A 24,395-nucleotide genomic window follows, 5' to 3' on the forward strand; every position below is an offset into this window, starting at 1 on the left:
GATGGTCCTTCAGTACGCGAAGGCACGGTCGAGTGCCTCGAGGATGCGGTCGATGTCCGGCAGGTAGTGCTCTTCGACGCGGGCCACGGGGTAGGGCATGTGGAACCCGCCGACACGGATGACGGGGGCCTCGAGCGACAGGAACGCGCGCTCGGAGATCCGTGCGGCGATCTCCCCGCCGATCCCGCCGAACGTCGGCGCCTCGTGGGCGACGATCAGGCGGCCGGTGCGGGTCACCGATTCGGTGACCGTGTCGAAGTCGATCGGCGAGATGGAGCGCAGGTCGATCACCTCGACGCTGCGTCCGTCCTCCTCCGCCGCCGCGGCCGCGGCGAGGGCCACGGGGACGAGCGGGCCGTAGGCCACGATGGTCGCGTCCGTGCCGGCGCGCAGGACGTGCGCGGAGAACGGGTCCCCGGCGGGCGCCGAGGTGTCCACCTCGCCCTTGAGCCAGTAGCGGCGCTTCGGCTCGAACACGATGACCGGGTCCTCGCAGCTGACCGCCTGCTGGATCATCCAGTAGGCGTCCTGCGGGTTGGACGGTGTGATGATCCGGAGCCCTGCGGTGTGCGCGAAGAGCGCCTCGGGGGACTCCGAATGGTGCTCGACGCTGCCGATGCCGCCGCCGTAGGGGATGCGGATCACCACGGGTGCGCTCAGCATGCCGTCGCTGCGGGTGCGTAGCTTGGCGAGCTGGGTGGTGATCTGGTTGAACCCGGGGAACACGAAGCCGTCGAACTGGATCTCGCAGACGGGCCGGTAGCCGCGCAGGGCGAGGCCGATCGCCGTGCCGATGATGCCGGATTCTGCGAGCGGGGAGTCGACGACGCGCATCGCCCCGAAATCCCTCTTCAGCCCGTCGGTCACGCGGTAGACACCGCCGAGCTCACCGATGTCCTCCCCCATCAGCAGCGTCCTGGGATCCTGCGTGAGGGAGGCGCGGAGCCCCTCGTTGATGGCCTTCGCGATGGTCATCGTCGCCATCAGTCGTGCTTCCCTTCATCGACGAACCCGGCCTCGTACTGCTGGAAGAAGCGGAGTTCCTCCTGCACGAGGGGGTGCGGCTCGGCGTACACGCTGGCGAAGCGGCTCTCCATGTCCGGCACCGTCATGGACAGCACGGCGTCGCGGAGGGCGGTGGCCATGGAGCGGGCCTCGGCGGTCAGCTCGTCGAAGAACGCGTCGTCGGCCAGGCCCTGCGTGCGCAGGTGGGCCTCCAGGCGGACCAGCGGGTCCCGCGGCTGCCACTCCTGCTCGTCTCCGGACAGCCGGTACTTCGTGGGGTCGTCGGCCGTGGTGTGCGCGCTCATCCGGTAGGTGTATGCCTCGATCAGGACGGGACCCTTCCCGGACCGGGCGTGGTCGAGGGCCCAGCGCGTCACGGCTTCCACGGCGACGACGTCGTTGCCGTCCACGCGGACGCCGGGGAACCCGTATCCCTCGGCCCGCCGCGCGAGGGGCACCCTGGTCTGGACGGCCGCGGGGACGGAGATGGCCCACTGGTTGTTCTGGCAGAAGAACACCACGGGGGCGTTGAAGGACGCCGCGAACACCATGGACTCATGGATGTCCCCCTCGGAGCTCGCGCCGTCACCGAAGTAGGCGACGGAGGCCGCCTCCGGCAGCGAGGGGTCGGCGAGCTGGTCCCGCTGGATGCCCATCGCGTAGCCGACGGCGTGCAGGGACTGCGCGGCGAGGACGAGCGTGTAGAGGTGGAAGTTCCGCTCGCGGGGGTCCCACCCGCCGTTCGTCACTCCCCTGAACAGGCGGAGGATCTCCGCCGGCTCGACGCCGCGGGTCAGGGCGACGCCGTGCTCCCGGTAGGTCGGGAAGGCGTAGTCCTGGGGCTGCAGCGCGCGGCCGGACCCGATCTGCGCGGCTTCCTGGCCCGTCAGCGGCACCCAGAGCGCCAGCTGCCCCTGGCGCTGGAGGGCCGTGGACTCCTGGTCGAAGCGCCGGATCAGGAACATGTCCCGGTAGAGCGAGCATAGGTGGGCTGCGTCCGTCGCGGCGAGATAGGGCGAGAAATCGATCATCTCGCCGTCGATCTCCGCGGTCAGGCCGCCGGCCATCGTTCCGTCGGGGGCGAGGACCTGGAGCATGTCCACCGACGCCTCCCGCTGCTCGCCGATCGCGGAGTGGGCTGCGCGCAGGACCTCCTCGACCTCGAACTCCGCTGCAGGCACACGACTGCCGCTCATAATCACTCCTCACATGACGCACCACATTCCGTTCGGGGAATGTATGTCGTAAGTCATACACGCGAAAACATATGTTCCCGGGACGTACTGATCAAGACTAGTCAGGGCGGACCCGAGGGCCTATTTAAGTCCGGCCGTCCCTGTCATGGGCGGTGCGTGTACTCTCCGCACAACTCGAGGAAACGGGTGTTGGCGGCCTCTTCGCCGATGGAGACGCGGACGCCCTCCGATCCGAAGGCCCGCACGGACAGGGCCCGCTCCCCTGCCTTCGCCGCGAAGTCCTGGGTGCGTTCGCCGAGCGGGAGCCAGACGAAGTTCCCCTCGGCCTCCGGGATGCGCCAGCCCAGCTCGCGCAGCCCGGCGACGACGCGGATCCGCTCGTCGACGATCGATTGGACGCGGGCTTCGACCTCCCCGATGTGCCGGAGCGACGTCACGGCGGCGTGCTCGGCGATCTGCGATACGGCGAACGGGACGGCGCTGACGCGCAGGTGCTCGGTGAGGGCCTGCTGGGACACCGAGTAGCCCACACGGAGCCCGGCGAGTCCGTGCGCCTTGGAGAAGGTCCGCAGCACGATCACGTTCGCATGCTCCCGGTACAGCTCGATGCCGTCGACGGCGTCCGGGCGCCGCACGAATTCCTGGTACGCCTCGTCGATGACGACCACCACGTGCGGCGGCACCTCCGCGAGGAAGCCGACCACCTCGTCCCGCGTGAGGATGGGCCCGGTGGGGTTGTTGGGGGTGCAGAGCAGGATGACGCGCGTGCGGTCGGTGATGGCCGCCGCCATCGCCTGCAGGTCATGTGTGCCGTCCTCCCGGACCGGGACCTGGACGCCTGCGGCCCCCGCGAGGCCCACGCTGATCGGGTAGGCCTCGAACGAACGCCACGCGTAGATCACCTCGTCGGGTGCGTCGAAGTCGTTCTGTCCCGCGAAGGTGGCGAGGATCTGGTTCAGGGCACCGAGGCTGCCTGCACCCGTGACGATGTCCGTCGCGGGAACGCCGAGATAGCCCGCGAGTTCGGTCCGCAGCGCCGTCGTCATCGGGTCCGGGTAGCGGTTGATCGAGGTCTCGGCGGCGATCGCGGCGAGGACCGCGGGCAGCGGTGGCAGCGGGTTCTCGTTCGAGGACAGCTTGAAACTCTCGAGCCCCTCGACCACCACGGGTGGTTTCCCCGCCGCGTAGCGGGGAAGCTTCCCGAGGACGCCGCGCGGTCGGATACCGGCTGCGCCGGAAGCCGGGGCCGCAGGGCCTGGGGATGGTGCCGGACGGTCCTCGATCGATGTCATGGCCATAGCCTAGACCGGCCATCCGCCTCGCGGCGCCTGCTCCCGGAGGGCGGGGTGCCGCCGGCCGGCGGAGTGTCGGTGCCCGGCGGTCGACGCGTGGCCGTGAAGGAGTAGCGCCGCGCAACGCCGCCGGCGGTGGCCAGCACCGCAGTGGCGGGGGCGAGCGACGGTGCGTCCCCGGCATCGACGAGACGCGCGCCCAGGGCATAGTTCTCGAGTTTGTGGGCCGGTCCGAGACCCCGCGGTTCCGTCGAGCCGTCGGTGCGTTCACCCAGCTCCGGCACCGGGGTGGCGAGGGTGACGGTGGTCCGGTGGCGGTCGTCACCGTTGGACGCCGAGTCGAGGGCGGGCACGGAGTCCGCCTGGTGTTCCAGGTGCAGGTACTCCGTGCCGCCGCTCGTGGACCAGCCCGTGGGCGACCCCACGGTCACGACCAGCCGGACGTCGTAGCGGCCGCCCACGCCCTCCGACTCCGCCAGGTTGACGGCATGCAGTCCGCCCTGGCTGTACCCCGCGACCAGGAGGGCGTCCCCCTCCCTTGCGCCGGCCTGCCCGAGGGCCTGCAGGACGGCCTCCTCCGTGAAGCGGCTGTCCTCCGCGAGGGCTTCGGCGATCCCCGCCGCGTCGAAGGGATTGCTTCGCGCGGGCCCCCCGGGCCGCGGCGCCTGGGTGCCCGGCAGGACGACGACGTAGACGGGCTCGTCGTCGGACCCCGCCCGGAGCACCTCGAAGGTCCCCGGGTCATCTCCCTCGACCGCGGCCAGACGCTCCAGCACGCCACCGACCGTCCCGTCGAGCCGTACGGCTGCCCCCGTGTCGGCAGCCTCCAGCTCGATCGGACCGACGGTCAGGGCGCCGCTGGCGATCGCCGCACGCGCGAGGTTCCGCGCCGTACCCTCGGACGCCCGGCGCGCGGCCTCGGTCACGGCGAGCGCGGCGTCGTCGGCCAGGCGGTAGGCGCGCAGGCCGGCACGGAGCCGCTCCTCCGCGGAAGCGAGTGCGCGGGCGTTCTCGAGGGAGGCGGTCCACGCCCCGTCCAGCTGCGCCAGGGCCACCTGGTACTGCGGTCCGGCCACGCCGCCGGGAAGGTGGAGATGCATGATCCGCCACGGGAGCTCACTGACATCGCGGTCCAGGAACCCGAGGCCCACGGCAACCTCCCCCGCATCCGCGGCGAGGAGCGCCAGCACCCGGGCGGCCTCCTCCAGCTCCTCCCACTGGAACCGGATCCCGCCGACACCCCCGCGGACGACCATCGCACCGTCGTCGCCCACGACGGGGCGCAGCCCGTCCGTCACAGCCCCGCACCGCGCTGCTGGTCCTCGGCGTCCCGTACCAGACGGGCGAAGACCCCCAGTTCGTGCGCGGCGGACTCGAGCAGCTCCGCGGTGCTGCCCAGTTCCTTGCCTCGCTCCGCCAGATAGTCACGGAAATTGCCGCCTGCGGGAGATTCCCAGGAGAGCAGGCCGACCGACAGGGCATGCCTGCGGATGTCCGCCATCTGCCCTGCGTGCCACCGGAGACGCGAGGCCATCGCGGCCACCTCGGTGCTCACCACGGCCCACGCCTCACCTGACGCCCCGCCGTGCATCCCGCCAGCCATGACCAGTCCTCTCGTCCGCTCGTGCTTCAACGCTAGGAGCGGCGCGGGCGGTGGCCGGACGGCGGGGCCGGTATGTGGACACCGACGACGACGGGTCGAGGACGCGGGCGTGCCACGCCAGGGTGACACCCCCCATCGGCGCCGTGAAAGGATGGGGGAATGGCTGACTCCGTGCTCTCCCGGGTTGAATTCGCTGCTCTGTCCAGAGGGGAGGGGACGTCCCTGACGCTCGGTCCGCTCGACGGCCGGTATCGCGGGGCCGTCGCCCCGCTCGTCGACTTCCTTTCGGAGGCGGCGCTCAACCGGGACCGCCTGCACGTGGAGGTCGAATGGCTGATCCACCTGACGCGCCACTCCGTGCTGCCCGGGACCCGCCCCCTGGACGCCGACCAGGAGGCGCGACTGCGCGCGATCGTCACCTCCTTCGACGCGGAGTCCGTGGCGGAGCTCGGCGAGATCGAGGCCGTCACGGTGCACGACGTCAAGGCCGTGGAGTACTTCATCGGGCGGAGGCTGGACGGGATCGGGATCGGCCACCTGAAGCCGCTGGTCCACTTCGGCTGCACGTCGGAGGACATCAACAATCTCTCCTACGCCCTCGGCGTGAAGGGCGCGGTCCTGGACGTCTGGCTGCCCGCTGCCCGGACGCTCGTCGCGTCGATCGCGGACCTGGCGCGCGCGTCGCGGGACACCCCGATGCTCTCGCGCACGCACGGCCAGCCCGCCACCCCCACCACGCTCGGCAAGGAGATGGCCGTCGTCGCGCACCGCCTCACGCGGCAGCTCGACCGCATCGCGGCCACGGAGTTCCTCGGGAAGATCAACGGGGCCACCGGCACCTACGCCGCCCACTACGCGTCCGTCCCGCAGGCGGACTGGCAGGACGTCGCGCGGTCCTTCGTGGAGGGCCTCGGCCTGACCTGGAACCCGCTCACCACGCAGATCGAATCGCACGACTGGCAGGCGGAGCTGTACTCCGACGTCGCCCGCTTCAACCGGATCCTCCACAACTTCTGCACGGACGTGTGGAGCTACATCTCGATCGGGTACTTCGCCCAGATCCCGGTGGCAGGCGCCACGGGATCCTCGACCATGCCGCACAAGGTCAACCCGATCCGCTTCGAGAACGCCGAAGCCAATCTGGAGATCTCCTCGGGCCTGCTCGACGTCCTGGCGTCGACGCTCGTGACCTCCCGCTGGCAGCGCGACCTGACCGACTCGTCCAGCCAGCGCAACATCGGGGTGGCCCTCGGGCACTCGCTGCTGGCCGTGTCGAACGTCGCGAAGGGCCTCGCCCGGCTCGACGTCGCCGAGGACGTCCTCGCGGCGGACCTCGACGGCAACTGGGAGGTCCTCGGGGAAGCGGTGCAGATGGTCATGCGTGCCGAGGCGATCGCCGGCGTGCCGGGCCTCGACGACCCCTACGAGCGCCTCAAGGACCTGACCCGAGGACACCGCGTGGACGCCGGACGCATGCGCGAGTTCGTGAGCGGCCTCGGGCTGAGCCCGGAGGCCGAACAGCGGCTCCTCGCGCTGACGCCCGGCGGCTACACGGGGATCGCGGCGGGCCTCGTGGACCACCTGCGCTGACCGGGCGCCGGCGGAGCGCCGGGCCCCAGCCGCAACGCACGTGCCGCACCGGAAGGTCTCCATGCCCCGAACATCCGCATCATCCCCGTCACCCGCCCTGATCAGGGCCAGCCGTCGCTCCCTCCACGTCATGAGCTTCAACATCCGGTACGACCGCCCCGCGGCGCAGCCCGACGACGTGGACTACTGGCCGGACAGGATCGCACCCCTGCAGGACCTGCTGCGCCGGGAGGTCCCGGCCGTCCTCGGGGTGCAGGAGGCGCTGCACCACCAGCTGACGGCGATCGAGGCGGCCCTGCCGCCGAGGTACCGCCGGATCGGCGCCGGCAGGGACGGGGGCAGCCGCGGGGAGTACTCGGCCATCTTCTACGACGCCGGGCGCCTGCGGCTCATCGAATGGGACCAGTTCTGGCTGTCGGACAGCCCGAAACTCATCGGCTCGTCCACCTGGGGCAACGGCGTGACGCGCATCGTGACGTGGGGCCGGTTCCACGACAGCGGGACGGATCGTGAGATCCTGCTCGTGAACACCCACTTCGACCACGAATCCGAGAATGCGCGGGTCCGCAGCGCCGCCGCGGTGCTCGACCTCGTGCGCTTCTTCCGCCCCGCCCTGCCCGCCATCGTGATGGGCGACTTCAACTCCGACGCCGGATCCTCCTCCGCGTACCGGCGGTTCCTCGACTCGGAGGTCCTCGTCGATGCCTGGGCCCGGGCGGACGAGCACCTCACGCCCGCCTACGGCACCTATCCCCGCTACGACCGTCCCGTGGACGGGGGTGCGCGCATCGACTGGATCCTCACCACCCCCGACGTGCGGGTCCGGCAGGCGGCGGTGAACACCTCCACCCTGGACGGCAGGTACGCGAGCGACCACGCCGCCGTGCAGGCGCTCGTCGACATCCCGCCCCGACGCGAGGAGCCGGGCGCTCCGCAGCCGGTCCGCCGGCACCGGGACGCGCGGGGCCGAGGGCCGAAAAGCCCCTGACCCCCGCCGGGAACCGGACCCCGGGGGTCGAAACGCCCTTGACGCCCCCTCCCGGGGACCGGACGCTGAGGGGATGGAGTGGATCGCCGGGATCCTCACGGCCGAGGACTACGAAGTGGGGCGGCAGATCGCGCAGCGCGGGGTCGCCGCCGTGTACCTCATCGCGTTCCTGTCCGCCGTCGCCCAGTTCCCGGCCCTCCTCGGCGAGAAGGGCCTCATGCCCGTCCCCGTCTTCCTCGAGCGGGCCGGCAGGCGGGCCGGACCGTCGCTCTTCCATCGCGGTTACACGGACCGCCGCCTGCGCGCCGTGGCCTGGACCGGCACGGCGGTCGCCGCACTGCTCGTCCTCGGCGTCCCGCAGGCCGGACCGCCGTGGGTCCCCCTGATCGCGTTCCTCCTGATCTGGTGGCTGTACACGTCGATCGTGAACGTGGGCCAGGCGTTCTACGGGTTCGGGTGGGAGAGCCTCCTGCTGGAGGCGGGGTTCATCGTCGCCTTCCTCGGGTCCGCGGAGATCGCGCCGCCGTTCCTGGTGCTGCTGATGATCCGCTGGCTCGTCTTCCGGCTCGAATTCGGGGCCGGGATGATCAAGATGCGCGGCGACCGCTCCTGGCGTGACCTGACAGCCCTGTACTACCACCACGAGACCCAGCCCATGCCGAATCCGGCCAGCCGGTTCTTCCACCTGCTGCCGAAACCGCTGCACCGTCTCGAGGTGGCGGGGAACCACGTCACGCAGCTGATCGTCCCGTTTCTCCTCTTCACGCCGCAGCCGGTGGCGGGCGTCGCCGCGCTGGTCATCATCGCCACGCAGGGCTGGCTCGTGCTCTCCGGCAACTTCGCCTGGCTCAACACCCTGACGATCATCCTGGCCTTCGCCGCGGTGCCCGATTCCTTCTACGAGGCGGTGGTCCCGGCCCTCGACGTATCCGGCGCCTACCAGCCCACGCCGCTGTACGTGACCGTCGTCGTCGTCCTCGCGATGCTGTTCCTCGCCTACCTGGGCCGGCCGGCGCTGCTGAACCTGTTCGCCCGTCGGCAACTCATGAACGCGAGCTTCAACCGGTGGCATCTCGGCAACGCCTACGGGGCGTTCGGGAGCGTGACGAAGGTGCGGTACGAGGTGATCGTGGAGGGAACGCTCGACCGCGTGGGTCCCGGCGCACAGTGGCGCGAGTACGAGTTCAAGGGCAAGCCCGGTGACCCGTCGCGGATGCCGCGCCAGTTCGCGCCGTACCACCTGCGGCTGGACTGGATGATGTGGTTCCTCGCCCTGGGGTCGGAGCGGGGCTGGTTCAGCCCGTTCCTGGTGAAGCTCCTCCAGGCGGACCCGCTGGTCCTGAAGCTGCTCCGCACGGACCCCTTCGACGGCGCACGGCCCCGCTACGTCCGGGCGCGCATCTTCATCTACCGCTTCTCCACCCGGGAGGAGAAACGGGCCACCGGGTTGTGGTGGATCCGCGAGCCGCAGGGCGTCCTGGTGCATCCGGCCTCACTGCGGGCCGACGTCCCCTGAGCCGGCGGTCCACGCGTCCCCGCCGCCGAGCAGGACCAGCCGTTTCTCCTGCGCGTCCCAGCGGCGGACGGCCCCGGCGCGGAGCCGGTCCGGCGCCCGGTCCCGCAGGATCCCGAGTGCGGCGGCCAGCTGGTCGGCCGTCAGCCCGTGGCCCAGTGTGATGTGCGGGGTCCAGGCCCCCGGGACCGTCGTGGGCACGGGATCCTCGACGCCGTCCAGGGCAGCCCAGATCCGGTGGTGCAGTCCGGTCAGGGCGTCGCCCGCGACGACCTGCCGGGCGAGCACGTATTTCCGCCGGGTCGGGAAGACGAGGAACCCCGCGGTGGCCAGTTCCATCGGGCCGTCCTGCGCCGCGGTGGCGAGGCGGGCGTCGTAGGGGTCGTCGATGCGCCCCGCGGCCGCGAGGGTGACGTGCGGGCTGTTGCTGAAGGACTGGTGGCGTGACTGGTTCGGCAGGCCCGCGGCCTCGAGCGCCGCCCAGTCCTCGAGCAGGACGAGCTCCGACGGCGGGTCCAGCAGGAGTTCGACGCTATCGGCCATCCCGCGCCCGCCCTCCTGCCGGTCCCGTCCCTCGGTCTCCCCGCTGCACCGGGGTCAGGGCCGCCGCCGTCGGAAGTCCCCGACGCCGGCGGAGCCGTCCACCTCGGTGGCGCCGGTCCGCGGATTGCGCTGCGGGCGCTGGTAGGCGAGCTCGCCACCGCTGCGGCCGCCGAACGGCCGTCCGTGGTCCGCGTACTCCTCGCGGAAGAACGCGAGCGCCCACTCCCCGAACTGGATGCGCGCACCGGTGCGGAGGACGGACGGTTCCCTGCCGTTGACGCTGCCCGTGATGACGCCGTGCGGCACCAGCACGTACTCGTCGTCCTCCGTGTGGAGCACCTCGGCATGCAGCTCGTCGAGGCCGGTGAGCCGAAGCATCGCGTCCTCGCCGCTGCCGACCGTGGTGCGCTCGGCGACCAGTTCGAACTCCCGCGGCACCTGGCCGGTCCACGTCGCGGCGTTCTGCACGAAGATGAGGCGGGGGCGCCCCGACCCCCGCAGGTAATGCGTGGTGGTGATGGTCCGCCGGATCCTGCGGTTGACCGTCGGGACGAGCGGGAACGGCGTGGAGGGCGGGATGAGCGATGGCGCATCGCCCTTTTCGAGTGCGCGCCGGCCGATGCCGAGCAGGGGCGCGAGCGTGCCCGGCGAGCCGAGGCGGATGTGGGGTGAACGCGTGATGAGCCGCTGCGCCAGGGAGGACTCCACGGCACCGATGCTCACCAGCAGGCCCTTGGGCCCGGAGACCGACACCGCGAGTCCGCGCTCCGCCAGCTGCCGGGCGATACTCCGCACCTGCCCGAGGCCGGGGAGGTTGTTCCCACGGAAGGAGCCGGGGTCGTCGACGAAGATCTCGATGGTGGCGCCGGCCGCCCTCACGGTGCCGGACAGCCCTGCTTCCGGCTTGCCGTCGATGGCCGGCTCCCCCAGCGAGAAATCGATGTCAATGTCGAACCTGAGTGATGAGGCCATGACGCGTGCGGCGGATCAGGTGGCGTGCGGGTCGGAGCCGCCGGCGACGTTGTCGCTGGTGGTGATCCGCAGGGTGCCGTTGAACTTCCAGGTGGCGCGCGGGGCATCGGGACCGATGTCGCGCGGGACCTCGACGGTCATGTCATCCAGCGTGTAGTTGATCGCGGCGCCGCGCCCGGTCAAATAGGACCACATCTCTTCCGCGAGGTCCGTCCAGTCGCGGATGGTGTGCGACTCGCCCGTGCTGACGCCTGAGGTGTTTTCAGTCATGTCGATTCCTTCGTCGGTGGTTCAACAATGACAGACGTCCTCTAACTCCGTCTGACGTGATAGTGCTCACCCTAGCCGAGCGTCCGGCCGTGCGGAACCCGTCCGCGGTGCGGACGGGTCCCGGGTCGGAGGATCACCATCGGGGGTGCACGGTGGCCCTGAAATGGCGGTCGTAGATATCGGCGACGGCGGCGTTCAGCTGCGCGCCGAGGTCCGTGTGGTTGGCCGCTGCCGCGTTGGATCGGGCCTGCTCCGGGTTGCGGGCGCCGGGGATGACGGTGCTCACACCCTCCTGGGCGATGATCCAGGCGAGGGCCGCCTGGGCGGTCGTGACGCCGTCGGGTACGAGCTCCGCGAACTCGCGGGCGGCCTCGATGCCGGTCGCGTAGTCGACGCCCGAGAAGGTCTCCCCGACATCGAACGCGGCGCCGTTCCGGTTGTAGTTGCGGTGGTCGTCGTCGGCGAACGCGGTGTCCTTGGTGTACTTGCCGGACAGGAGTCCCGACGCCAGGGGGACGCGCGCGATGATCCCGACGCCGCCGGCCTGTGCCGCGGGCAGGACGTCGTCGAGCGGCTTGAGGCGGAACGCGTTCAGGATGATCTGCACGCTGGCGGTGTTGCCGCGGGCGATGGCCTCGAGCGCCTCGTCGGTGCGCTCCACGCTGACGCCGTAGTTCCTGATGACGCCGTCACCGACGAGGGTGTCGAGCGCGTCGTAGACCTCGTCGGAGCTGTAGACGGCGGTCGGCGGGCAGTGGAGCTGGACGAGGTCCAGGGTGTCCACGCCGAGATTCGTCCGCGACCGGTCGACCCACTGGCGGAAGTTGGCCAGCGTGTAGTTCTCGGGGGCCTGATCGACGCGGCGGCCCATCTTCGTGCCGACGAGCATGTCGAGGCCGGGGTTGTCCTTGAGGAACGCCCCGATGGTCGATTCGCTGCGTCCGTCGCCGTAGACGTCCGCGGTGTCGAAGAAGGTCACGCCGGCGTCGACGGCCCCCTCGAGGACGGCGACGGCGTCCTTGTCCTCCACCTCGCCCCAGTCCGCGCCGAGCTGCCAGGTGCCGAGGCCGACGACGGAGACGGGACGACCGGTTCTTCCAAGGGTTCTCTGTTCCATGATCCCGACTATAGGCCGGGGAGCGTGCCCTCCGTCGCGTCGGTGTCCGGCGACGCGTCCGCGGGCGGGACGGCCGTCGTCGACCCCTCGCCCGGGAGCCACCGCGCCGCCTCGTGCCGCAGTGCCGTCCGCCGCTCGGCGTCCATGCGGTCGAGGAGCACCACGCTCATGGTGGAGCGGGGGTTGCGGGCGAACAGCTCGCGGTGGTCGTCCACGAACTCCCAGTAGAGCGCGTCCCAGCTGAACCGCCACGGACCGTCCTTGAAGTCGCTCATCTTCTTGATGTAGTTGCTGCCGCTGACGTACGGCTTAGTGGTGATCATGGTTCCGGCCGCGAACTGGCTCATCGCGTACACATTGGGCACCATCACCCAGTCGTAGGCGTCGATGAACATCTCCATGAACCACGCATGGACGGCGTCCGGCTTTGCCCGCATGAGCAGGGTCGCGTTGCCCAGCACCATGAGCCGCTCGATGTGGTGGGCGTAGGCGGTGTCGAGGACGCGGGTGATGACGGAGTCCACGGGTGCCAGACCCGTTTCGCCGGTCCACCAGCCCGCGTGGAGGTCCGCCGTGAACCCGAGGGTGTTGCCGGTCCGCATCTCCCGCCCGCGGAGCACGTAGGACGCCCGGATGTACTCCCGCCATCCGATGACCTGCCGGATGAAGCCCTCCACGCTGGCGATCGGTGTGTCGTGGCGGTCGGCGAAGTCCAGCGCGAGGTCCACCACCTCGGCGGGGCTGAGCAGACCGGTGTTCATGCTGGAGCTCAGGGCCGAGTGGAAGAGGTAGGTCTGACCCTCCGCGATCGCGTCCTCGTACGGGCCGAACAGCTCGAAGCGCTCGGTGAGGAATGCCTCGAGGGCATCGGAGGCCTGGCGGTGCGTGACAGGCCAGTTGAAGGACTCCGCGGTGCCGGGGTTGTCCGGGAACGCGCCCTGCACCCAGCTGATCGCGTCCTCGACCTCCGGCGGACGCTCGAAACGCGGCAGGTCCGGCAGCCCGATCTTCTTCGGCAGCTTCTTGCGGTTGTCGGCATCGAAGCTCCACTTCCCGCCCGTCGGGGAGCCGTCGGCCGCCACCATGATGCCGAGCCGCTTGCGCTGCCACTCGTAGAAGGTCTGCATGCGCCAGGTGTGGGAGGAGAAGTAGGTGCCGAGGACATCCCGCGAGGTGAGGAACTGCGGGGTCTCGAGGACCCGCACCGCCACGCCGGCGTCCGCGAGGGTCTGCGTGAGGCGCCGGTCCAACCAGTCGTCGACGACGTCGTAGTAGGTCGCGTGCGAGGCACCGCGGTCCGCGAGCGCGGCCGACAGCCGCTCCTGGCTGGTGGCCTCCGCGGAGGTCTCCACATAGTCGACGCCGTAGCCCGCATCCCGGACCCGCCGCGCGAAGAGGGTCATGGCTGCGCGGTGCAGGACGAGTTTCTGCTGGTGGAACCGCAGGCTGCGGAACATGAGGTCGTCCTCGAGGAAGACGAAGTGCGTGTCCGGGGACGCCTCGAGGTGCTCCTCGAACAGCTGGTGCGGAAGGACGAGCTGGACGTGCACGGAGGTGCCTTCCTGCAGGGGACGGTTGTCGGCAACCCTAGCGCCCGCCGCCGACAGGCCCGGATGCTTGACCGTGGCCGGGCTTGGTGGTTCGGTGGGGACCACCGACCGGCTCCGGAAGGGACCCTCATGAGATCGCTCTGGCTCGATACCGCCCCGCACATCCCGGCCGACTCCCTGCCGGCCGGCGCCGCCTACGACGCGGTCGTCGTCGGGGCCGGGCTGACCGGGCTGACGACGGCGCTCCTGCTGTCCCGGGCCGGGCACCGGGTGGCGGTTCTCGAGGCCCGGACGGCCGGAGCGGTGACCACGGGCAACACCACGGCAAAGCTCTCGCTCCTGCAGGGGACGACCATCTCGGCGATCCTGAAACACCACGACGTGGAGCTCGCCCGGGCCTACGTCCTCGGGAACCGCGAGGGGCAGAGCTGGCTGCTGCGTTTCTGCGACGAGAACGGTATCGGCTACCAGACCCGGGACGCCGTCGAATACGCCACCACGGACTCGGGGGCGCGGAAGCTGACCGACGAGCACGAGGCGTGCGTCGCGGCAGGCCTCGCCACCGAACTGGGCAGCGCCGCCACCCTCCCCTTCCCCGTGCGGAAGACGCTGCGCCTGAGGGACCAGGCCCAGTTCCACCCGCTGGAGGTGCTGGCCGGACTGGCCTCGGAGTTCAGGCGGCACGGCGGCACGCTGGTCGAGGGCGTCCGCGTCGAGGGCGTCGCGAGGACGGGGGCGCACGGCGTTGAACTGAAGACCAGCGCGGGTCCGGTGACGGCGTCGGACGTCGTCCTCGCCACGGGCATCCCCATCCTCGACCGCGGCGGCTACTTCGCCGTGCTGCAGCCCATGCGCTCGTACTGCGTGGCACTGACCGTGGAGGGCGACGTCCCGGAGGACATGTACCTCAGCGCCGACTCCCCTACCCGGTCGCTGCGCACCGCCGTCGTCGGCGGCACCACGTACCTGATCGTCGGGGGCAACGGCCACAAGGTGGGGCACAACACCAACACGCAGGCGAGGGTGGACGGCCTCGCGCGGTGGGCGCGGGAGTACTTCCCGACGGCGCGCCCCGCCTACGCCTGGTCGGCCCAGGACTACACGCCCGCCGCGGCCGTCCCCTACGTGGGCAAGGTCCCGGCCGGCGGCGGACACATCTACGCAGCCACGGGCTACAACAAGTGGGGCATGACCAACGCAGTGGCGGCATCACTGGCCCTCTCGGGGGAGATCCTCGGCGGCAACATGCCCTGGGCCGAGACCCTGTACCGGACCAGGGTCAGCCCGACCGACGCGCTGCAGACGGCGCAGGCGAACGCCGCGGTCGGCATGGAGATGGTGTCCGGCTGGTTGGGCGGCCTCGCGCGGTCCTCGTCCTCCACGCCCGGCGAGGGTGAGGGCCGCGTGATCCGCGAGGGTGCGCGCCCCGTCGGGGTGTGCACGGTGGACGGCGTTCAGCACCGCGTGTCGGCCGTCTGCCCCCACCTGAAGGGGATCCTGGCCTGGAACGACGCCGAGCGGTCCTGGGACTGCCCGCTCCACGGGTCGCGCTTCACGGCGGACGGGAAGCTGCTCGAGGGGCCGTCGACATCGGACCTCGCCGATACGCGGCGCTGACGCGCCGCGCTCGATCAGGCCTCGCCCGGGCAGGCGCGGGGCGGAGCCCCGGCGGGCGCGGGTCAGGCGCGTCCGCGCCGGGCCCCTCCGACGAGTTCGGCGACCGGTCGCGCGCGCCGGCTGATGAGGATCACCACGGCACCGAAGGCCAGGACGGCCACCGCGATGACGACGACGTACAGGGCCACCGAGGCATAGCCCGACGCCGGGTCGAGGAACGGGTACGGCACCCAGCCGTCGGCGGCACCCCGCACGAGGACCACCGTCACCCAGGCCAGCGGGAAGACGAGGACGAGGCGCAGGACGCGGTAGGAGAGCGCACGGCGGTCGGCGGCGACGACCCAGTCCAGGACGGCGTAGACGGGGAATCCGACATGCATGACCCAGTTGGCCCAGGCGAGCTCAACGCCGCCCGGGAGTCCGGCCAGCAGCAGGTTGTAGACGACGCCGACGACGGACATGTACGTGGTGACGGCAGCACGGACGGGCAGGAGCCATTCGGGGTCGGCCGCTCCGCGGATCTGGAGCACGGCGGCGAGGAGGAGGACGCCCGCGGCCAGGAGGTTGCCCTGGATGGTGAAGAATCCGAAGAAGTTGAACGGGTTCACGGCGCCCCGGGACGCCGTGTCCAAAAAGGTGGAGAGGACTGCGAGGACCACGACCACCCCCACCACCAGGCGGACGGCGGCGCGGAGCGGCAGGGTCTGCGGGCGGAGAGCGCGCACGCCCGCGGGTGCCCCCGTCACGGCCGGATTCCCCTGGACGCCAGGTCCTTCAGCAGGTCCCGCATCTCCATGAGGAGGGCGGTGTCGACGGGGGTCGGCGCCTCCTCCGGGTCCTCCGGTGCGGCGAGCGTTTGCAGTCGCGCACGGGCACGGTTCATGGGCACGACGAACACGAAGTAGACCACGGCCGCGGTGATGAGGAAGGTGACCACGGCCGTGAGCACGGCACCCACGTCGACGAAGGTGGCGTCGTTGCCCTCCCGGATCAGGAAGCCGAACCCGTCGGTGTCGATCCCGCCGGCCGATGCGATGACCGGGTTGATGATGTTCGCCGTGAAGGCGCTGACGAGAGCCGTGAAGGCACTGCCGATGACGACGGCGATCGCCAGTTCGATCACGTTGCCGCGCAGGATGAAGTCCCTGAAACCCTTGATCATCCGCTGTCCCCTCGCTGAGTGCCCGTGCCGCTGGTCCGGGTGGATCCTGCCTGCACGCCTCACTCTAGTGAGGCGCCCTCCGTCGGACCCGTCCCGACGCCGGATGACGGGGACGAGGCTCACCGGGGCGTGGCGCCGCGCCCGCTCCGGCTGACGATGAGGTCCACGACGCCGAGCAGTTCCTCGATCTCCGCGCCGCTCGTCCGGCCGGTCCCGGCCGAGGCGAAGAAGGCGGCGTCGTAGTAGAGGCCGTCGCCGAGGAGCTTGACGGCGTGCGCCGTCGTGCGGTCACCGAGCTGGGCGTCGAGCGCGTCGAGCCACCGTTCCTGGATGTCGGCGAGGGAGGCCTTCGCCGTCGGGTGCCCCTGCTGTGCGAGGCGCGCCATGGACACGAGCGCGCGGTCGAGCGGGCTGTCCTCGAAGACGGACGTCCGGACGTAGTAGCGGGCCGCCCCGTCCGGCGCCGCCGTCATCATCTCGCGGTCCCTGTCGGCGAGGCCGCGGAGGCGGTCGGCCAGGCCCTCGACGAGGGCCTCCTTGGAGGGGAAGTGATAGAGCAGTCCGCCCTTGGAGACGTCGGCGGCCGCGGCCACCGCTTCCATGGTGGCGGCCCTCTCGCCGTCACGGATCAGTGCTTTCTCGAAGCTGTCGAGGATGCGCTCGCGGGAACTGGACACTCCCTGATGATACCGGTCACGATTGTTGTACTGTACCGGCTGGACGGTATAGCTTGGATGGATGACCACGACACCCTCCTTCTCCGCACGTGCATCCGGGGTGAACCCGCGTGCCGTTCAGTCCCCCGACCCCCTGGCCGGCCGCCGCGAGTGGTTCGCCCTCGCCGTGCTGATGCTGCCGGTGCTGCTGGTCTCCGTCGACAACACCGTGCTGAGCTTCGCCCTGCCCGAGATCTCCCGCCACTTCGCCACGAGCGGGACCACCCTGCTCTGGATCGTTGACAGCTACCCCCTCGTGCTCGCCGGCCTGCTGGTGGCGATGGGCAGCTTCGGCGATCGCTTCGGCCGCCGCCGCCTGCTCATGATCGGCGCGGTGGGCTTCGCCGTCTTCTCGGTGATCGCGGCATTCGCGCCCACGGCGGCGTTCCTGGTCGCCGCCCGCGTGGGTCTCGGTGTCTTCGGCGCCATGCTCATGCCCTCGACCCTCTCGCTCATCCGCAATATCTTCATGGACCGGAACCAGCGCCGGATCGCCATCGCGGTCTGGGCTGCGGGCTTCTCGGCCGGCGCGGCGCTCGGCCCCCTGCTCGGCGGCATCCTGCTCGAACACTTCTGGTGGGGCTCCGTCTTCCTCCTCGCGGTACCCGTGCTGGTGCTCATGCTCGCGCTGACCCCCGCCCTGGTCCCCGAGTCGAAGGATTCCCATCCGGGCCTCGTGGACTACGCCGGCATCGTCCTGTCCATCGGGACCATGCTGCCGGTCGTCTACGCCATCAAGAACCTGGCGAAGGGAGGCCCGCTGCTCATCTCGGTGACGGCGGCCTTCATCGGGCTCGCCGCGGGCACCGCCTTCGTCGCCCGCCAGCTGCAGCGCCGCAACCCCATGCTCGACGTCCGCCTGTTCACGGTGCGTGCCTTCAGCGGCGCCGTCCTGGTGAACCTCTTCGCGATCTTCTCGCTCGTCGGCTTCCTGTTCTTCGTCTCGCAGCATCTCCAGCTGGTGCTCGGGTTCAGCCCGCTCGACGCCGGACTGGTCCTGCTGCCGGGCCTCCTCGTGACGATCATCGCCGGCCTCGCCGTCGTGCCGCTGGCCCGCCGGTGCCCGCCGCACGTCGTCGTCCCGGTGGCCCTGATGTTCTCGGCCGTCGCGTACGCGATGATCGCCCTGCTGGGCGAGGGCGGGTCCGCGGGCTTCCTCATGGCCGCGTTCGTGATCCTCGGGATCGGGGTCGGCGCATCCGAGACAATCTCCAACGACCTCATCCTGTCCTCCGTCCCGGCCGCCAAGGCCGGCGCGGCATCCGCCGTGTCCGAAACCGCCTACGAGGTCGGCTCGGTCCTCGGGACCGCAGTGCTCGGCAGCATCCTGCTCGCGTCCTACCAGCGCGACCTGACCCTCCCCGCGGGACTCAGCAGCGGCCAGGCGGAGACGTCCACCGAGACCCTCGGCGGCGCGGTCGAGGTCGCGACCCAGCTCGGCCCGACCAGCGCGGCGCTGCTCCGGGACTCGGCGTTCCACGCCTTCGACAGCGGCATCACGCTGACGTCCGGCATCGCGGCACTGCTCATGGCCGGCGCGTCCGTCCTCGCCGCCTGGAGCCTGCGCGGCACGACGGCGGAGCGCGTCGACCACTAGGCGACAACCCCCGGGAACACGACAAGGGTCCATTCCTGGAGGAATGGACCCTTGTCGTGCCGGGCGGGCTTCGGACCCGCCCGGAGCCGGGACCTAGTGTCCGGTGCGGTTCGGGTCGTTGACGCCCGAGGTGCCGTTGGCACGGTGATCGACGTGCTCCTTCTTGTTCTTCTTCAGCAGGCCTGCGAGGCCGAGGAGGCCGAGGAGGCCCCACAGTCCGTTGTCGCCGCTGTCGTCGCTCTCCTGGCTCTGCTCGGTCGTGGAGGCCGGCTCTTCGGCGGCGATGGAAGGGGCTGCCATCCCCGTCAGGATGGCGAGGGAGAGTGCTGCGGTAGCTGCGGTCTTGCGAATCATGACGCTCCTTGGATTGGGGGGAAGGGACCCTGCTGGGACTCCATTCATCAGCCTACTTATCATTTGTCGATCCTCGCCCTCGAAACAACTCTCGAAAGTGCTTGCGAGTCGCGGGGACCGCGGGTACACGGGCGCATGGACGCCGCCACAGAACCGTTCGCAGTAACCGTTGTCCGCCGGAGGTGCGGGTGGAACAGTGGGGTCATGGTGATCGAGGTACGCCCGGCGACGGCGTTCGAGGATGTCGCGACGATGGTGGGACCCCGGCGCGTGGACGCGACCGCCTGCTGGTGCCTCAGCTACCGCCTCCCGGCGAAGCAGAACGCCGCGCTGACGGGGCGGGATCGCGGTGATCTCGTGCAGCGCCTGTGCCAGGAGGATCCGCCGCCCGGCGTGCTCGCCTACGACGGCGACGACGTCGTCGGATGGGCTGCCGTCCACCCGCGCGCCGGGACGGCGTTCGCCCGCAGCCGCACGATTCCCCGCGTCGGTGACGCCGACGTGTGGTCGGTGTGGTGCATCCGGGTGAGGCCGGGACACCGCGGCAAGGGCATCTCGCATCGACTGCTCGCCGGCGCGGTGGACTTCGCGGTGAGCCACGGGGCTCCGGCCGTCGAGGGGTACCCGGTGGACAACGCGGGCGGGAAGGTGGACACCACGATGGCCTACGTCGGCACACGCCGGCTCTTCGAGGCAGCAGGATTCACGAAGGCGGCCGACACGGCGTCGGTGGTGAGCGGGTTCCCCCGGATCCTCATGCGGCTCGAGCTGCCCTGACCACCGGAAGTGCCCTCGGTATCGGCCACCACGGGCCCGCCCGGGCCGCTGGCACTGATGCGCACAGCGAACAGATGCGCTCACCGACGGGTGTCCCGCCGGCATCGGGGACAATGGAAGGGTGGCCCTGCTAACCGAATCCCCCGTCCTCGACGCCGACGCCGTCCGCCGCGAGGCCGGACGCCGACGTACCTTCGCCGTCATCTCCCACCCCGACGCCGGGAAGTCGACCCTCACCGAGGCGCTGGCGCTCCTCGCCCGGGCCATCCAGGACGCCGGTGTCACGCACGGCAAGTCGAGTCGTCACGCCACGGTGTCGGACTGGATGGGCATCGAGCAGGAGCGCGGGATCTCGATCAGCTCCGCGGCCCTCCAGCTGACCTACCGTGACACCATCCTCAACGTCGTCGACACCCCGGGCCACGCGGACTTCTCGGAGGACACCTACCGCGTCCTCGCCGCCGTCGATTCCGCGGTCATGCTGATCGACGCCGCCAAGGGCTTCGAGCCGCAGACCGTCAAGCTGCTCGCCGTGTGCAAGGCGCGGAACATCCCGATCATCACGGTCATCAACAAGTGGGACCGGCCGGGCCTCGACGCCCTCGGCCTGATCGACGACGTCGGGGAGCGCACCGGGATGACCCCGGTCCCGCTCACCTGGCCGGCCGGGATCGCCGGGGAGTTCCAGGGCCTCATCGACCTGCGGGCGGAGCGCGCGATCGCGCTGACGGCCGTGGAGGCCGGCGCCCAGGCCGCCACGGAGACCGAGGTGGACATCGACGCCCTCGACCCGCGCGACGCCGGCGCCTGGCTCGACGCGCGCGAGGAGTCGGGGCTCGTCGAGTCCTCGAACGGTTCCTTCGACCGCGAGGAGTTCGAGGCGGCCCGGCAGACGCCCGTCCTCTTCGCGGCCGCGGCCAAGAACTTCGGCGTCTCCCAGCTCCTCGACATCCTGGTGGACGTGGCTCCCTCCCCCTCGCCGCGTCCCTCGAAGGAGGACGAGCCGCGCCCCATCGACGCGCCGATGTCCGGGTTCGTGTTCAAGGTGCAGGCCGGCCAGGACAGCGCCCACCGCGACCACATCGCGTACCTGCGCATCTGCTCCGGCACGTTCGAGCGCGGCATGGTCATCACCAACCAGCGCACCGGGAAGCCCTTCGCCACCAAGTACGCGCACCGCGTCCTCGGCCGCAGCCGCGAGGTGGTGGACACCGCGTGGCCTGGCGACGTCGTCGGACTCGTGAACGCGACGAGCCTGCGCGTGGGCGACAGCCTGTTCGCCGAGGAGCCCGTGCAGTTCCCCGACATCCCGCGCTTCTCCCCCGAGCTGTTCGCGGTCGCGCGCGCCAAGGACCCGGGACGGTACAAGCAGTTCCGCCGCGGGATCGAGCAGCTCGAGCACGAGGGCGTGGTGCAGGTGCTGCGCTCGGACCTCCGCGGTGACCAGGCGCCCGTGCTCGCCGCCGTCGGGGCCCTGCAGTTCGAGGTCGCCGCCCAGCGGCTCGGCACCGAGTTCAACGCACCCACGTCGCTGGACAACCTCTCCTATACGCTCGCCATGCGCGTGGCCCCGGAGAGCCAGGGCGTCCCCGGGACCTTCCGCGGCGGCGAGATCCTCTTCCGGTCCGACGGCGAGATCGTGGCCGTGTTCGGGGACAAGTGGAAGGTGGGGCACTTCAGGAAGGACTTCCCCGACGTCGTGCTCGAGCCGATCGGCGCAGCCGTCGACCAGTAGGGTCCGCACTTCTCCTTATGGTCAGTAGCTGCCCGACGCCCCGCCGCCGCTGAAGCCGCCGCCTCCGTTGAAGGAGGACCCCGAGGTGTTGCCCCCCGTGCCCCCGGAGTAGAGCGCGGGGTTGGCGATGTAGAGGGGGAGCCAGAGTGCCGGGTTGCCCACGGCGTCGTCGCCCCGGTGGCTGTACCGGTACTTCCGGTACGCCGCTCGCTGCTGCTCGGTCAGGCGCAGCTCAGGGTCGGCGTCCTCGGCCGCCCGCAACTCCTCGTCGGCCACGCGACGACGGCGGCGGGAGTCCGCGGCGAACAGCCACACGAGTCCGCCCAGGAGGACGGCGATGCCGCCCGCGACCCACCCGAAGAGCACCCAGTCGAACGGCTCCTTGACCGGACCCTGACCTCGTGCGTAGTCGTAGATCTGCCCGACGGCCTCGGTCAGCCCGGTCGCGTACTCCTCGTCGGCGAATGCCGGCTCGAGGACGTCCTCGATGACCTGCGCGGCGTCGTCGTCGGAGAACGTCCCGCGTGCGCCGTCGGCGGTCTCGATGCGCAGCTCGCGCGCCCCGGTGTCCGCAAGGATCAGCACGCCGTTGTCGGCGCCGGCGTCACCCACGCCCCAGGCGGTCGCGACGGAGCGGGCGTAGTCCTCGATGGACCCGCTCGCGTCCTCCACCGTCAGGACGGCCACGCGCGCGGCACCGGTCCGGCTGTTCCCCCCGTCGATGAGCGCGTTCAGCTCCTGCTCTTCGGCGGCTGTCAGGACGTCGGCGGAATCGAGGACGTTGCCCGTCACCGGCGGTTCCGGCACGGAAGCGGGCCCGCCCCCGCCGCAGCCCGAGAGTGCGATCAGCATCAGGGACGCACCCACCGTGACGACCCCTGAATGATGTCTCGTCATGGTCCTACCCCCCCCCTGCCTCGACGGTCGCCTTCCGCCGGGCGCGGGCGGGATCCCGCCAGTGGAACACCCGCGCCGCGTGGAACGTCTACCCGCGTGGAACGTCTACCAGGGGGACGATACTCCGCCGACCCATGCATCTCGAACCAGACCTGGCCGGGGCGGCGGCGCTCCATATCGTGCGGAGGGAGCTGGTGCACATGACCCGGAAGTCATGCGCACCAGCGAAGAGGATCCCGAAGTGACATCTCAGCCGGGATGTCAGTCGCGGCGGTCGCGGCGATCCTCGCGCCGGTCTCCTCGGTCGTCCCGGCGGTCCTCCCGGCGGTCTCCACGACGGTTGATCCCGTGGGCGACGACGATGGCCCCTCCGACGGCGGCGGCGGTCCTGCGCCTGCGGCGTGCTGCGAGTGGCATGTCAGACTCCTTCCTTCATTCCTTCGGCCGACCGGGCGTCGGCCTCGTCGGCCTGGAAGGCGGCGATGACCGCCTGGGTCGGGATCCGGCCGCTGGCCACGAGCTGGCCGCCGGCCTTGCGGACGGCCGCACCGAACGGGGCGGCCCACTGGTTCTCCCAGACGAGCACCGCAGCGGAGTGTCCGGGCTCGATCGTCTCGGCCAGGTCCATGATGTCCTGCTCGGAGAGCACCATCGCGAGCTCGGCCTCGGCCATGCGCACCCCGCCGAGCTCGGTCTCGTCGAGATCGGAGATCTCCGCCGTCTCGAGCGCGCCGTCCGCGTTCTTCCGCAGGAACGCCATGTCGAGGACCCTGACGAGTTCACGGTTGACCAGGTCGTCCAGGAACGGGGCGATCTGACCCCTACCGAAGTCCGGCCCGGGGAACTCCACGACGAGCCAGTCCACCGGCCCTAGTTCATCCAACGTCTCAGCCATGCTGAAGACCTCCGTTTCTCAGTGTCAGGGGCGGTCCGACGGACTGCCGCAGTCTCATCCTGTGTGCCGGTCACAGGCGGCGCGTCACCCGCCCGGGGTGACCTCGCGCCGGGCCATCCACGTCCGACAGGTGGACTTCGGAGGTGTATCAGACAGCCGCAGCGACCGGAAGCTCGGGAGCGAACGGGTACAGCTCCTGCTCGCCCTCGTGCACGACGACGCAGGTGGCATCCGGCACTTCCCGCCATGCTCCTTTGAGATCCCCCAGCGGTTCGGACACCACCAACCGCGCGTTGTCCGAGAGTTCGTGGAGCAACGGGTTGTCCGGGTACTGGGCACGGAGGGTCGCGATGTCGTTGCTGTGGAACAGCGATCGCGAGTTACCCTCGCTGGAATAGCGGAAGGCCCAGGTGGTGTCGCCGTCGGTGGTGGCGACCGTCATCTGGATGGGGTAGTCGATGCCGTGGCGCCGTCCGGTGTCCTCGATCAGTCCCACCGCCTCGGCGACCGCCGCGCGTGGATCCCGTTCCAGCCCGAAGGTGAGGGCGAGGTAGAAGAACAGCTCCGAATCCGTGGACCCTTCGATCTCGGGATAGAGGCTGGGCTCGACCGCCAGGGCCAGATCGCGCTTCACCTTCGAGAAATCCGCGAGGACCCCGTTGTGCATCCAGAGCCACCGGCCGTGGCGGAACGGATGGCAGTTCGTCTGCTGGACGGCCGTGCCGGTCGTGGCACGGATATGGGCGAAGACGTGGCCCGCCGAGGCATGCCCTGCGAGCTCACGCAGGTTGCGGTCGTGCCAGGCAGGCTCCGTGCTGTGGTAGACCCCGGGAGTCGGCCCGGTCCCGTACCAGCCGACGCCGAACCCGTCCCCGTTGGTGGTCTCGACGCCCATACGGGAGTGCTTGCTCTGCATGACGAGTGAGTTGACGGGCCTGTAGAGGAGGTCGTCCAATCGCACGGGGGAACCTGAGTACGCTAGCCAACGACACATGTCGTCTCCTTC

25 protein-coding genes are annotated in these 24,395 nt (G+C 70.6%); 7 read left to right on the forward strand and 18 right to left on the reverse strand.

Going from position 1 to position 24,395, the window contains the following annotated elements:
* Positions 1 to 9: 9 nt before the first annotated feature.
* The 5 genes from MWM45_RS16885 to MWM45_RS16905 all read right to left on the reverse strand — a co-directional run bounded on the left by MWM45_RS16885 (position 10) and on the right by MWM45_RS16905 (position 5,096).
* Positions 10 to 984: an alpha-ketoacid dehydrogenase subunit beta gene (locus MWM45_RS16885; protein ID WP_247827449.1), complete on the reverse strand. Its 975-nt coding sequence runs from the start codon at positions 982 to 984 to the stop codon at positions 10 to 12.
* Positions 984 to 2,201, reverse strand: coding sequence for a pyruvate dehydrogenase (acetyl-transferring) E1 component subunit alpha (gene pdhA, locus MWM45_RS16890; RefSeq protein WP_247827450.1), 1,218 nt, complete (start codon positions 2,199 to 2,201; stop codon positions 984 to 986). The genes MWM45_RS16885 and pdhA overlap by 1 nt, the downstream gene beginning before the upstream one ends.
* Positions 2,202 to 2,344: 143 nt before the next feature.
* On the reverse strand, positions 2,345 to 3,493 hold the full coding sequence (locus MWM45_RS16895) for a histidinol-phosphate transaminase (RefSeq protein ID WP_247827451.1): 1,149 nt from the start codon (positions 3,491 to 3,493) through the stop codon (positions 2,345 to 2,347).
* The gene (locus MWM45_RS16900; protein ID WP_247827452.1) at positions 3,490 to 4,791 is read right to left on the reverse strand and encodes a hypothetical protein; all 1,302 of its coding nucleotides are present in this window, start codon (positions 4,789 to 4,791) and stop codon (positions 3,490 to 3,492) included. Before MWM45_RS16900 ends, MWM45_RS16895 begins: the two co-directional genes overlap by 4 nt.
* A complete protein-coding gene (locus MWM45_RS16905; RefSeq protein ID WP_247827453.1) occupies positions 4,788 to 5,096 on the reverse strand; it encodes a hypothetical protein in 309 nt (102 codons plus the stop codon). Before MWM45_RS16905 ends, MWM45_RS16900 begins: the two co-directional genes overlap by 4 nt.
* 159 nt (positions 5,097 to 5,255) lie before the next feature.
* On the opposite strand from MWM45_RS16905, the gene purB reads away from it, so the two are divergent.
* The 3 genes from purB to MWM45_RS16920 all read left to right on the forward strand — a co-directional run bounded on the left by purB (position 5,256) and on the right by MWM45_RS16920 (position 9,190).
* Positions 5,256 to 6,686 (forward strand): adenylosuccinate lyase, encoded by a 1,431-nt coding sequence (purB, locus tag MWM45_RS16910; RefSeq protein WP_247827454.1) that lies wholly within the window; start codon positions 5,256 to 5,258, stop codon positions 6,684 to 6,686.
* 61 nt (positions 6,687 to 6,747) lie between these two features.
* Entirely contained in the window at positions 6,748 to 7,674 is a 927-nt protein-coding gene (locus MWM45_RS16915) for an endonuclease/exonuclease/phosphatase family protein (RefSeq protein ID WP_247827455.1), read from the forward strand.
* 73 nt (positions 7,675 to 7,747) lie between these two features.
* Positions 7,748 to 9,190: a lipase maturation factor family protein gene (locus MWM45_RS16920; RefSeq protein ID WP_247827456.1), complete on the forward strand. Its 1,443-nt coding sequence runs from the start codon at positions 7,748 to 7,750 to the stop codon at positions 9,188 to 9,190.
* Here the strand turns inward: MWM45_RS16920 and MWM45_RS16925 are convergent.
* The 5 genes from MWM45_RS16925 to MWM45_RS16945 form a co-directional block, all read right to left on the reverse strand.
* Positions 9,167 to 9,730 (reverse strand): 2'-5' RNA ligase family protein, encoded by a 564-nt coding sequence (locus MWM45_RS16925; RefSeq protein WP_247827457.1) that lies wholly within the window; start codon positions 9,728 to 9,730, stop codon positions 9,167 to 9,169. The genes MWM45_RS16920 and MWM45_RS16925 overlap by 24 nt on opposite strands.
* Before the next feature lie 54 nt (positions 9,731 to 9,784).
* Positions 9,785 to 10,702 (reverse strand): FHA domain-containing protein, encoded by a 918-nt coding sequence (locus tag MWM45_RS16930; RefSeq protein WP_247827458.1) that lies wholly within the window; start codon positions 10,700 to 10,702, stop codon positions 9,785 to 9,787.
* Positions 10,703 to 10,717: 15 nt separating this feature from the next.
* Positions 10,718 to 10,972, reverse strand: a complete 255-nt coding sequence (locus MWM45_RS16935) for a hypothetical protein (protein WP_043442428.1) — start codon at positions 10,970 to 10,972, stop codon at positions 10,718 to 10,720.
* Between the two features lie 133 nt (positions 10,973 to 11,105).
* On the reverse strand, positions 11,106 to 12,089 hold the full coding sequence (locus MWM45_RS16940; RefSeq protein WP_247827459.1) for an aldo/keto reductase: 984 nt from the start codon (positions 12,087 to 12,089) through the stop codon (positions 11,106 to 11,108).
* An 8-nt stretch (positions 12,090 to 12,097) separates the two neighbouring features.
* Positions 12,098 to 13,639 (reverse strand): cryptochrome/photolyase family protein, encoded by a 1,542-nt coding sequence (locus MWM45_RS16945; protein ID WP_247827460.1) that lies wholly within the window; start codon positions 13,637 to 13,639, stop codon positions 12,098 to 12,100.
* 129 nt (positions 13,640 to 13,768) lie between these two features.
* Here MWM45_RS16945 and MWM45_RS16950 point away from each other — a divergent pair, with 129 nt between their 5' ends.
* A complete protein-coding gene (locus tag MWM45_RS16950) occupies positions 13,769 to 15,256 on the forward strand; it encodes an FAD-dependent oxidoreductase (protein ID WP_247827461.1) in 1,488 nt (495 codons plus the stop codon).
* A gap of 62 nt (positions 15,257 to 15,318) precedes the next feature.
* Here the strand turns inward: MWM45_RS16950 and MWM45_RS16955 are convergent, their stop codons facing one another.
* The 3 genes from MWM45_RS16955 to MWM45_RS16965 form a co-directional block, all read right to left on the reverse strand.
* Positions 15,319 to 16,002 carry a Pr6Pr family membrane protein gene (locus MWM45_RS16955; RefSeq protein ID WP_247827462.1) on the reverse strand — a complete coding sequence of 228 codons (684 nt, stop codon included), beginning with the start codon at positions 16,000 to 16,002 and terminating at the stop codon, positions 15,319 to 15,321.
* Entirely contained in the window at positions 15,999 to 16,418 is a 420-nt protein-coding gene (gene mscL, locus MWM45_RS16960; RefSeq protein WP_247827463.1) for a large conductance mechanosensitive channel protein MscL, read from the reverse strand. Before mscL ends, MWM45_RS16955 begins: the two co-directional genes overlap by 4 nt.
* 119 nt (positions 16,419 to 16,537) lie before the next feature.
* Positions 16,538 to 17,095: a TetR/AcrR family transcriptional regulator gene (locus tag MWM45_RS16965; protein ID WP_247827464.1), complete on the reverse strand. Its 558-nt coding sequence runs from the start codon at positions 17,093 to 17,095 to the stop codon at positions 16,538 to 16,540.
* Positions 17,096 to 17,156: 61 nt separating this feature from the next.
* Between MWM45_RS16965 and MWM45_RS16970 the strand changes: the two genes are divergently transcribed.
* Positions 17,157 to 18,731, forward strand: a complete 1,575-nt coding sequence (locus MWM45_RS16970; protein ID WP_247827465.1) for an MFS transporter — start codon at positions 17,157 to 17,159, stop codon at positions 18,729 to 18,731.
* A 93-nt stretch (positions 18,732 to 18,824) separates the two neighbouring features.
* Here MWM45_RS16970 and MWM45_RS16975 read toward each other — a convergent pair whose 3' ends face one another.
* Positions 18,825 to 19,085: a WGxxGxxG family protein gene (locus MWM45_RS16975; protein ID WP_247827466.1), complete on the reverse strand. Its 261-nt coding sequence runs from the start codon at positions 19,083 to 19,085 to the stop codon at positions 18,825 to 18,827.
* A gap of 204 nt (positions 19,086 to 19,289) precedes the next feature.
* On the opposite strand from MWM45_RS16975, the gene MWM45_RS16980 reads away from it, so the two are divergent.
* Both MWM45_RS16980 and MWM45_RS16985 read left to right on the forward strand, forming a co-directional pair.
* Positions 19,290 to 19,862: a GNAT family N-acetyltransferase gene (locus MWM45_RS16980; RefSeq protein WP_247827467.1), complete on the forward strand. Its 573-nt coding sequence runs from the start codon at positions 19,290 to 19,292 to the stop codon at positions 19,860 to 19,862.
* A 121-nt stretch (positions 19,863 to 19,983) separates the two neighbouring features.
* The gene (locus MWM45_RS16985; RefSeq protein ID WP_247827468.1) at positions 19,984 to 21,597 is read left to right on the forward strand and encodes a peptide chain release factor 3; all 1,614 of its coding nucleotides are present in this window, start codon (positions 19,984 to 19,986) and stop codon (positions 21,595 to 21,597) included.
* 21 nt (positions 21,598 to 21,618) lie between these two features.
* Here MWM45_RS16985 and MWM45_RS16990 read toward each other — a convergent pair whose 3' ends face one another.
* The 4 genes from MWM45_RS16990 to MWM45_RS17005 all read right to left on the reverse strand — a co-directional run bounded on the left by MWM45_RS16990 (position 21,619) and on the right by MWM45_RS17005 (position 24,383).
* Entirely contained in the window at positions 21,619 to 22,494 is an 876-nt protein-coding gene (locus MWM45_RS16990) for a TPM domain-containing protein (protein WP_247827469.1), read from the reverse strand.
* Positions 22,495 to 22,755: 261 nt separating this feature from the next.
* Entirely contained in the window at positions 22,756 to 22,911 is a 156-nt protein-coding gene (locus MWM45_RS16995; protein ID WP_156135027.1) for a hypothetical protein, read from the reverse strand.
* 1 nt (position 22,912) lies between these two features.
* Positions 22,913 to 23,389, reverse strand: a complete 477-nt coding sequence (locus tag MWM45_RS17000) for a DUF6325 family protein (protein ID WP_247827470.1) — start codon at positions 23,387 to 23,389, stop codon at positions 22,913 to 22,915.
* A 148-nt stretch (positions 23,390 to 23,537) separates the two neighbouring features.
* Positions 23,538 to 24,383 carry a class II glutamine amidotransferase gene (locus MWM45_RS17005; RefSeq protein ID WP_247827471.1) on the reverse strand — a complete coding sequence of 282 codons (846 nt, stop codon included), beginning with the start codon at positions 24,381 to 24,383 and terminating at the stop codon, positions 23,538 to 23,540.
* Between the last annotated feature and the right edge of the window lie 12 nt (positions 24,384 to 24,395).

Origin of the sequence: Arthrobacter antioxidans (genome assembly GCF_023100725.1) — a bacterium.
Lineage (GTDB): Bacteria > Actinomycetota > Actinomycetes > Actinomycetales > Micrococcaceae > Arthrobacter_D > Arthrobacter_D antioxidans.